4 protein-coding genes are annotated in these 7286 nt (G+C 50.6%); 1 reads left to right on the top strand and 3 read right to left on the bottom strand.

The genetic code is table 11. The annotated features are described in order from the left end of the window. Positions 1-206 precede the first annotated feature (206 nt). Positions 207-410 carry a hypothetical protein gene (locus tag Q8O92_01680; GenBank protein MDP2982026.1) on the top strand — a complete coding sequence of 68 codons (204 nt, stop codon included), beginning with the start codon at positions 207-209 and terminating at the stop codon, positions 408-410. Positions 411-488: 78 nt separating this feature from the next. On the opposite strand, the gene Q8O92_01675 is transcribed toward Q8O92_01680, so the two are convergent. From Q8O92_01675 to Q8O92_01665, 3 genes are all read right to left on the bottom strand, one after another. Then, positions 489-2921 (bottom strand): penicillin acylase family protein, encoded by a 2433-nt coding sequence (locus Q8O92_01675; GenBank protein ID MDP2982025.1) that lies wholly within the window; start codon positions 2919-2921, stop codon positions 489-491. Positions 2922-2962: 41 nt separating this feature from the next. Beyond that, positions 2963-5134 (bottom strand): T9SS type A sorting domain-containing protein, encoded by a 2172-nt coding sequence (locus Q8O92_01670; GenBank protein MDP2982024.1) that lies wholly within the window; start codon positions 5132-5134, stop codon positions 2963-2965. Between the two features lie 358 nt (positions 5135-5492). After that, complete coding sequence (locus Q8O92_01665) at positions 5493-6833, bottom strand: NCS2 family permease (GenBank protein MDP2982023.1); 1341 nt, start codon at positions 6831-6833, stop codon at positions 5493-5495. Positions 6834-7286: the final 453 nt, after the last annotated feature.

The raw sequence follows: 7286 nt of genomic DNA, 5'->3' as shown, positions 1-7286 counted from the left end.
GTTTTCCCAAATTACCAATGCTACTTCTTCAATACACGCAACGATTTGTATTTTTTTGATTTATTGCCCATTTTGATAAAATATTTTGTTAGTTAGACTAGGGGGAGATGATCATATTTTTGCTAACATTAATAATATCTGATCTTTATGTGTTAAATTTCATAATACTTTTGACAGATCCTGATTCACTTACAGGAGCAGAATCAATGATTCATGTTACTAGCGAGCAGCAAATCTGGCGAGAGGCTATGGATTTACTACTCACGAAAATGAGCCCATCCAAAGCGGTTCGGATACTTTCCGCTATTCAACTTGGTATGGGGAATTATACCGAAACTCGAAAGCAATTGATACCTGAAACTTCTCTAAAAGAGCTCGCCTCCCGCATCCGTGAGTCTGAACGGAAATAATATCTGAACTTTGATTCGAGGGATTAGCGGATTACTCTTATGTTATCCAGAACTCGTTTCAGTATCTGCAATTTCATTCTACTTCGGCTCAAGAATTACAATCTCTTCCGTAACGCGTTCTACATTCTTGCGGCTGAAAGAGAGCGGGAAATATTTGTCTTCCGCCCACAGGGGAAACAGATCCTCGTAGTGAGGACTTTTGGGGTCTCCCGACTGGCCGGGAGTATTGATGGCAACGGAATTATCCCAGTCGCCGAGATCCATCACCTGACGGTATGATGCGCCTCCGGTCTGCCTGAAATCGCTTCTCCTATAGCCGGTATTGTTAACAGTAAAACCGTCTCCTCCCTTTGGCGCTGAAACCGTGTTGAGAACATCACGGTTTGAATCGCCCGATGACAACGCTGCGGAAAGCGCATGTTCGTATTTCATGTGATGCAGGCTGCCCCATGTCCATCGAGTCATATCGCTTCCGAGCTTATCCTTCAGATACTTTACCGCCTGTTCGAGGCTCTTGAGAAGCGCCGCATCTCTCCCGGCTGTGGGATTCGGGCCGAATACGAGGAATGCGGCATCCGGAGAAAAGAGAAGCTTGTCGAGTATTCTCCTGTCTCCGCTCCCGAAGAGAAAGCGTGCCGCAGCGGGCAGATAAAGCGGAAAAACAGTGTCATGAAGATAGGAACTCCATAACTCGAATATCGCCGCCGGAACAGACTCCTGCGAAAGAACAAAGTCCCAGTTTCGCAGCAGATTCAGAGCTTTGTTTACTTCCGGGTCCGGTGAACTGAGACCTGAAAGCAGAGGCGCCAGTTCACGGGCCGGTAAAGACAGTTCATCAAGCTGGAGCTGCATCGAGCTTTCCACGGTTAATTTACTCCCGGAACCGAGCACTTCTTTAATCCGATCTAATCTATGGGTAGATGTCCATTCACGGGCCGAAACATCCACATATTTATAACCTTCCGGGAGATTGTATTGATTCGCAGTGGCAAAGAATCCCTCCTTGGGGTTGAAAACGCAGGGCAGCAGCTTCGTGTCGAGGAATCCCTTCCACTCATATTCACCGTTGCCTGGAACAGGCAAGAGGCCGTTCCAGTTCGGCCGTACCGGCGCGAGGCTTCCTCCGAACCAGCCGATGTTTCCGTCCACATCTGCGTAAACCACATTTAAGCTGGGACAGTAATGTTTATACATCCCCTCCAGGAATTCCTGCCAGTTCCGCGCCTGGTTTAGCCTGAGACCGGCCAGATAGACCGCTGTCCCCTCATGCTCCAGATAGGCCGCCCGAAGCGCATAGGCCTTGTTGTGCGCACGGTCCTCATGAATAACCGGGCCGTGGCGGGTAAAGGCGAGACGGGCTTTTACCGGAGGTCCCCCCTTGACAGTAAAGGTTTCTTCGATTGTCTTCACCTTTTCCCATCTGCCCTTATAACGGTATTGTTCAGGATTCGCCGGATTCGTGTCGTAGACATAAAGGTCTTCTTCGTCGGCAAAGGAAAAAATGGTAATTGCAAAGGCGATTTTCTCGTTGTGCCCGAGAGAGATGCCCGGAATGGCCGGTTCTCCTGCGCCGATAACATTCCATCCCGGGCCTGAAAGATGCGCGATGTAGCGGAGAGAAGGGATGGTATGCGCCCTGTGAGGATCGCCGCACAGGATCGGAGCGCCGGTTGAGGTTAATTTCCCGGATATCGTCCAGTTGTTGCTTTCGTACATCGACGCGGAGGAATTCTCCGCCTGGTCGGATTGGGGCTGGGATAAGAGCCGGGCATACAGTTCTCTCTCCTCAGAAGGAATGCCTGCGGCAAGGTCTTCAGGACGAAATGTAATCGCGGCTCTTGCCAGATTGTATTTTTCAAGCGCACGGCCATCGAAAAGAGAAAGGTCGAGACCTTCCGGAACCGAGAGCTTCGCCGGCGGCTCGAAAACATGCATTTTTTCCACAGCCTCCGCGCCCATGAGATGAACAAGACGGGCCAGAGCGTCCTCTCTTCCGGCGTTCCGGGTGAGACCGAAGATGCGGATCAGCGGGGTAGAAGGTGTCCAGTATCCCGGGACAACTCCGGTAAGTTTGAATTCGAGAGGCAATAATTTCGGATCGGCTTTGGTCAAATCGATCCAGGCGTTAATTCCATCGGTGAATGCGTTGAGTATTTTCTTTCCCCTTGGATGGTAGCTTCTGAATTCCTTTTCCCTGTCGCCGCGATACAGAAAAAGACGGGCGGCTTTATCCTTTTCCAGAAAGCGGGGACCGAACGCTTCCGCCAGTTTGCCCTCGCCCTGCCTGCGCCATAAATCAAGCTGCCAGAGCCTGTCCCGCGCCGCATTGAATCCCTGGGCAAAGAACATATCCTCTTCGGTTTTTCCGTAGATGTGCGGAACTCCCCACCGGTCAAGGAGAATCTCTGCCTTTTGAGAAAGTCCTTTTACCTTGTAGCTGATTGTTTTCTGCGCCATGATCGTTCCGGGAAGAAAAAGAAGGAGAAATATCACAAAGATAATTGATCTCATTGAATATTACCCCCCGATTGTCTGAACCACGGATGGTCAGCCTATTTCAACAATAGCATCCGTCCGACTGCAACCTTTTCGCCCATCTGCAAACGGGAAAGATATACACCGGAAGATACCGCTTTCCCTGAATCGTCACGGCCGTCCCACAAAAACGAATGTATTCCGGCGGACATATCTTCTTTCAAGACTTTTATTTTTTGACCATTCACCGAAAATATTGCGAGTTCGATTTTTCCGCCTGACGGCAGAATGAAAGTTATCATAATAGAGGAGTTGAATGGATTCGGACGATACGAAAGAAAGAACGGCCCCGACAGTTTTTCTGCGTCTCTCTTGATTCCTGTGGGTTGGGCGCCTCCGATACAGAACATCCCATCCTGGGTTCCGATCCATTTCGTATTGTTTCTGTCGACATAAATCGTATCCACGGCACGGGTTGCAAGGCCTTTTTCCTGTCCGTACTGGGTCCATGTCGAACCGTCGAAACGTGAAACTCCTTTACTATCGCTGCTTCCTATCCAAACGATATTCTGCTTATCCACCGCAAGCGCGCCGACCGACAGGACGGGAAAACGTTTCCATTCAGTCCCGTTATAACAGAAGAGATAACTGCCGCCTTTGTACCACTCATTTATCTTGTACAGGTACCCGACGCACCAGAGATTACCGTCAGGCGCTTTAGCGATGAAACTGGCATTCAAAACCCATCCTTCGGGGGCGGGAGAGAAGGCTTTCCATTCAGCTCCATCGTAACGCACGAGAAGAGAATCTCCTCCCGCTATAATAGCCCCCGTTCTGTCTTCACAGACGCATTTCACCCTGCTCAGGTAACATCCGGTGCTGGTCCTGTCATACGTTTTCCATGACGAGCCGTCGAAGCTGGTGATGACATTCTCGGCGCCTGACATAAAACCAATAAACCACAACACGCCCCTGGAATCGAGATACAGCGAGGATATGCCATCATATCTGAGACCGCTGTTCGTATGGTCGAAAAGACGCCACTCCGCGCCGTCATATCGCAATGCGCCGAAGTGTGCGGAGCACCAGACATTGCCGTGATTATCGACCGCCGTCCCGGTGAATTCGTAATAGGGAACAACCGGTATGTTGGTGAACGTTTTCCATTCCGTCCCGTCAAGCCGCGAGATGCCCTTGCCATATAATCCGGCCGTCCAGAGAGCTCCCGAACGGTCTTCAGATATCGACGCCGGGCGGAGGAATGCCATTGAGTTTCGACGGATCACGTCGATTTTTTTCCCATCGAACCGAAACAGGCCGGGATTATGGTTGGTATTGCCCCGATTATCTGCAATCCAAAATATCCCTTCGTCATCAATCTGAACGATGATATCGCCCGGGACCAGCCCCGCCGCGGAGAACGCCTCCCTGAGCGTATTTCCCGGAATGACTATTTCCCAGTTTTTCGCATCGTTGAACCGGCAGATGTTCCCGTGCCATACTATCCATATATTCCCATCCGGGCCGATGAACGAGGGAGAGAACATGGAACCCGATCCCTTCGGAAGAGGAGGGCGCTGCCACGTTTTTCCATCGAAACAGGCGGGATCTCCACCCCATAATTGAAACCACAGGACGTCGTTTTTATCGAAGAGCAGGTTGGATGTATAGGAGAGCGGAAAGCCGGTGTCCTTGTCGGTGAACACGCGCCATTCCGATCTGTCGTAATAGAGAAGCGTCCTGTCCTGATAGCACCAGACTGATCCGTTCTTCCCCGCCGCGATGGAGCCGGTTCCGCCGTCCTGGGATTTTACCCAGGTATTGTTTAAAAAAATATACACGCCGTTATTGGTGCTGCACCATATCTGATGGCGGGTGTCTTCACATGTTCCCCATACATAGACCATATAACCGTTCAATTCCGGAAAGGATTTCCCGTTTTTCCCGTCGAAGCACGAAAGACCCCAATCGGCATGGGCAATCCAGAGAGCCCCCCCGGTATCCTTAAATATCGATTGAACGGTGTTGTTTGCGAGACCATCCAGCGATGTGAAGACTTTCCATGTTCCCGTTTTCCTGTTATACCCCGCAAGCCCTCCTTCCCATGTCCCGCACCATATCGTATCGCCATCGATGAAAAGATTGTTGATATAATCGGTATTGGTATATACAGCGGTAACCTTCTCCTGGGCATGACCGTATACAGGCAAAACAAGCGCCATGAATGCAATGAAACAAAAGGTACGCATATCCGCTCTCCAATTTACTTTGTCACTCTGTGACTTTGTTACTGTTTTTCCCTGTCTGAACCGCGGATGGTCAGGATGTACGGATGACCGGGATGAAAGATGTCTGAACCTTGATTCATGAGATTAAAGGATTACCATGATTGATGATCCGAAAAAAGTATTTCGCTTTTTCAAATGAGATCGTAAGAGCCGATTATACAATGTGAAGAGTTGTTTGAAAAACAGCAATCCGTGTGGAAAAAATAAACGTGCAAAATATTGCTCGCAATATCTTATGCTGTTGGCTCTTTTCTTTTATCCAGTTTTTTATCCTTCTATCCTGACCATCCGCGGTTCAGACATTCTTTGGACTATCTTTTTACCCTACCAGCACGAATTTCACCAGAAACAGCCCCCCCAGGAGGTACACCAGCCAGGAGATTTCCTTTCCCCGGCCGGACATCAGCTTGAGGATGGGGTAGAGGATGAATCCGAACGCAAGGCCGGTGCTGATATTATAGGTCAGCGCCATCCCGACTATGGTCATAAATGAAGGAACGGACTCGGTCAGATCCTCCCAGTTGCAGCGGGTGATGGTCCTGGCCATGAACGATCCCACAAGGATAAGCGCGGGAGCGGTAATGGGATACAGGGTGTAGAGGAGCTTCCCGTCCGGGCCGTTAACCGCATACCCGCCGCCTATCATGGAAACCAGGGGGCTGAAAAATATGGCGAGGAGCATGAGCGCCCCCGCGGTGACAGCGGTAAGGCCGGTCCGTCCCCCCTCACGGACTCCGGTGGTGCTTTCGATATAGGCGGTGACGGTCGAAGTCCCCAGGGCTGCGCCGGCGGCGGTGCCGAACGCGTCGGCGAAAAGCGCTCCCTGCGCACGGGGGAGTTTGCCGTCCTTCATAATTCCGGCGGCTTGGGTCACCCCGACCAGGGTTCCGATGGTGTCGAACATGGCCATGAGAAGGAAGATGAGCACCACGGTGACATATTCCATGCTGAATATATCGGAAAGGTCCATTTTGAACAGGGTAGGGCTGATTGAGGGCGGCGCGGAGATAATTCCCTTATAGTGGACTATTCCGGTCAGGATGCCGATCACCGCGGTGGAAAGCATGCCGATGAGAAGGGCGCCTTTCACCTGGCGCACCATGAAAAACAGGATAATGAAAAGCCCGGTAAGGGAGAGGAGCACAGGAGCGGAATGGAAGTTTCCCAGGGTCACTATGCCGCCTCCCGGGTCTTTGATCACAATTCCCGCCTGCACCAGACCGATAAAGGTTATGAAAACACCGATGGCCGCGGGGATGGCGTTTTTCAGGCTTTCCGGAATGGCGTCGATGATCAGCTCCCGGATGCGCATGAATGTGAGAATGATGAAAATCACTCCGGACAGAAACACGGCGCCGAGGGCTTTTTCCCAGGAGATTCCCATGCCGAGCACCACCGCGAACACGAAATAAAAGTTTTCGCCCATGCCAGGCGCAAGAGCGATCGGGTAGTTAGCCATGAGCGCCATTACCAGACAGGCCAGCGCCGCTGAAATGCAGGTGGCCATCATGACCGAGCCGAAATCCATCCCCGCCAGCGAAAGCACCGCCGGCTGGACGAAAATAATGTATGCCATGGATAGAAAGGTGGTTGAACCGGCAATAAGCTCAGTTCGGATAGTGGTGCCGTTAGCCTTCAGGTGGAAGATTTTTTCAAACATGCTCTGTTCTCCGCAGAATTTTAAACTATGAAAGCGTCATCCCATCGCTTCAAATGGAATCAGATTTTTGAAAGCCACCGCATCGGCGATCTCGTCAACTGTTTCAGTATTTGGTTTTCTTCAAAATAGGTGTTCTTTTTTACCTTGTCAATGACAATAAACCTCACCCGGCCTTCGGCCACCCTCTCCTAATTATGAGAGGGTAAAAACAAAGCGCATAATGAGTTACCCTCTCTCCTGTCTGGGAGAGGGGGAAAGGGGGTGAGGTAAAGAAACACCAGAAAATTCAGTATACTTTCTTTGCGAACTTTGCGAGAGACAATATTTATCCACATTTAATCTCTATGGGTTGAATTCCCCGCCGCTTGCGGCGTATGAAAAGAATAAACCTAACAAGATACCCCGCTGCTTGCGGCGGGGAGTTTCATTCATCTTCTAACTTTTACTTTTCTC

It is taken from the genome of Candidatus Latescibacter sp. (assembly GCA_030692375.1).
In the GTDB taxonomy this organism is placed as follows: domain Bacteria; phylum Latescibacterota; class Latescibacteria; order Latescibacterales; family Latescibacteraceae; genus JAUYCD01.
Note: the sequence above shows the minus strand (reverse complement) of the source record. Positions and strands in the feature narration are given on the sequence as shown.